The sequence below is a fragment of the Planktothrix sp. FACHB-1355 genome (assembly GCF_014748295.1).
GTDB lineage: Bacteria > Cyanobacteriota > Cyanobacteriia > Cyanobacteriales > Aerosakkonemataceae > Aerosakkonema > Aerosakkonema funiforme_A.
On the sequence record NZ_JACJUP010000911.1, the window covers coordinates 1 to 2,937 of the forward strand.

The 2,937-nt window shown below is 43.5% G+C and carries 3 protein-coding genes; all 3 read right to left on the bottom strand.

Features of this window, described 5'->3' with window-relative positions:
* Positions 1-544: hypothetical protein (locus tag H6S82_RS26830; protein WP_191057002.1), on the bottom strand; the 544-nt coding region annotated here is incomplete at its 3' end.
* Entirely contained in the window at positions 541-1,734 is a 1,194-nt protein-coding gene (locus tag H6S82_RS26835) for an AAA family ATPase (RefSeq protein ID WP_190473897.1), read from the bottom strand. The genes H6S82_RS26835 and H6S82_RS26830, both read right to left, overlap by 4 nt.
* A 26-nt stretch (positions 1,735-1,760) precedes the next feature.
* Positions 1,761-2,937: valine--pyruvate transaminase (locus H6S82_RS26840; protein ID WP_191057003.1), on the bottom strand; the 1,177-nt coding region annotated here is incomplete at its 5' end.

The window sequence follows — 2,937 nt, forward strand, 5'->3', positions numbered from 1 at the left end:
CTTTTTTAATTTCACTATACGGATTGCGGATAGTCTCTACATCTCCCGGATAATCTGCGAACGAGGTTCCTAATACTAAATTAACCGCCTCAGCGTGAGCTAGGTAATAAGCTTCCAGCATATTGACTAAGAAATGTACAGAAGCACGATGTCTTTGTTCTGGCGGAAGAGAGTCAAGAATTTCTCGGTATCGATCGAAAACCTCTTGTGGCTGCTCGTGATTGTGATACTCCAAATCATCTACAAGTATTACATAGGTATTTGCTTCATTGAGATGCTTTCTGGCTGGTAATGCAATCTGTTCAATGTGTTTTGTAGAAATAGCTTTGTTAGTCCCAGTCACGGTTAGTTTTGACTTTCGTTTTTCCGAAGTTATCCGTCCAAGCTGAGGAATACGGCTCAACACTTTAAAAGTGCAATAACCAGACTCCATCAGCGCTCTAAATAACTTAGGAAGGTGCAGTTCTTCAGTCTCTCCTGTGACAAGCAATCCGAACTTCAAATAACGATATTGCTGAGGCTCGTTATTATCTTGACTCTTCATTCAGCTTCTTCCTCAAACGGAGACTTACTTTGAGGTGCAATCATCTCAGCCATGTAGAGAGAACCAGTGGCATATTCTTCCAGTAAATCTTGGATACCTTCAATCTCGCTGACTCGTTTCATTACTGTTCGTCCCATCTCGTCAACTTCCGCAGCCAATATATTCTCTGGCTCAAATTGACTAATAAGTACCGGAGAGTGAGTGGCAATAAATACCTGCTTATTCCATCTTTCAGTAGCGAGTTTGACGGCTTTCCCAAAAACTGCTAATGACCAAGGATGAAGCGATATTTCAGGCTCGTCAAACAATATTAGTGAATAGCGGTCTTTGCCTTCCGAAAATAAAGCTGTGAGATTGATCAGCATCTGAAGATGTCCATCTGATACTCCTGATGCTCGGATTGGTTTGCGCCGTCTTTTATCTATAAAGTTTGCATAAACTGTGTATCGACCAGTTTGTTCAAAAAACAAATCGTCGAAAGATGGGAAGCTTTGTCGCATAAAATCAATTATTGTGTCATATCGATCGTCAATGACTCGTCTATCGTGTAAGTTTCTCAATACTGACCACAAGTTTTCACAACGATCCTGTAACCGCTCTCCAAAATCAGATTCCGAGCCAAATCGTTTGATTTTGAATAATGAAGCAGATCTTGATTGATAGGAACGCAGGCGACGAAGTAAATTGTCTATATCGGAAGCGGCAGAATCACTATCTTCCAAACCTACATATCTGGTTAAGGCTAGTTTTTCCGGATCTCTGAGAACAGAGACTTCTAATTGTTCAGATTTTAAGTGATAAAAGGAAGACTTGTCACTGCCTATTTTTCTGTCAATTACGTAGGTATCGCGGTGCTTAGATTGTAATCTTTCTCCAACAAAAGGTTCTATTCTGCCTGAAGAATATCCAAAGGATACTTCGTATTTAGCCGATTCAGTTTGAATTGCGATCGATATATTTTCGCCTTCATCCGAGCCATCCCAAAGAAGACCGATGCCATGATCTCTTTCGGAGGATGCTAAATCAACTCCGCGAATGGCGCAGTCTCGCACAAACCATATTGTATCCAGAAAGGTTGATTTTCCGGCTCCATTAGGCCCGAATAAAACGTTTAGAGATTCGGTAGCAATATCTACATCCGCAAGCGAACGGAAATTCTTGATTTGCAAACGAGTTAATTGATTTGGCATAGCTACGCCTGTCATTCTTTTTCCTATTAAGCACTCACAACTGAATATACTTCCTGCACCACCTTCGCCAAACGCTGCATTCCAACTTCAATATCCTCGTCGGTAGCAGTCAGACTGATGCGGATACACTCATTTTTATGTTGCCAATCTTCACGCAAACCGGGGAAGAAAGAACTACCCGGTACAACAATTACACCCACCTTTTTCAACTGTTGATATAATTCCCAGTCGGTCATCGGTAAATTTTCTAACCACAACCACGCAAAAATTGCGCCTTCACCGCGATGGAGAAACCAGGGCAAATCTTTGGGCATTGCTTGCTCTAGTGTATTTTCTACTACATCGAATTTTTTCTGGTAGTAGGGGCGAATGACTGTTTCGGAGATGTTGGCTAGCATTCCAGAGGCGATCGCACGGGTGGCGATCGCTTGCCCGTACCGAGATGAATGGATACACATATTAGTTTGGAACGACTCAACCACCTGGATGGCGCTTTCGGAACCGATCGCAATTCCAATCCGTTCTCCCGGTAAGCCAGCCTTGGATAAGCTCATACAGTGGATGATATTATCCCCAAATATCGGTGTCATTTCCGTAAAGTTCAAGGCCGGGAAGGGAGGCCCATACGCAGAATCAATTAATACAGGTACATCGTAATTTGCCGCCAAATCTGCGATTTTGCGTACTTCTTCATCGGTAAGGACGTTGCCCGTAGGATTGCAGGGACGGGAGAATAAAACGCAACCCGTACTTTCGTTAACTTCCAGTTGGCTAAAATCCGGGCGGTATTTGAAGCGATGGGCAGCCGCATCGATATCCAGTGTTGGTTTATACGCTAATAACGCCTGCGGCACTAAAGTCACGCCGCCATAACCGGTGTAATCTGGACTCAGGGGCAGAACGATTTGCTTTAATTCTCCAGTTGTGGTGTATCCGCCAAAAGCATTCGCGGCGTAGAAATAGAGACTTTGACTGCCAGGGGTAATCAGGATGTTGCGATTGGTGAGATTTAACCCATAGCGACGATTGAAATCGGTAGCTATTGCCTCAATTAACGGTTCGTAGCCTTGAGAATCACCGTAGCGGCAAACAACTTTACCGTATTCTGAACTATCTAGCAATTCTTTGGTGCAATCCCGCCACAGTTGTTCGACTTCCGGCAAAATGACGGGATTTCCAGGACTGAGATTGATGAACTCCTGC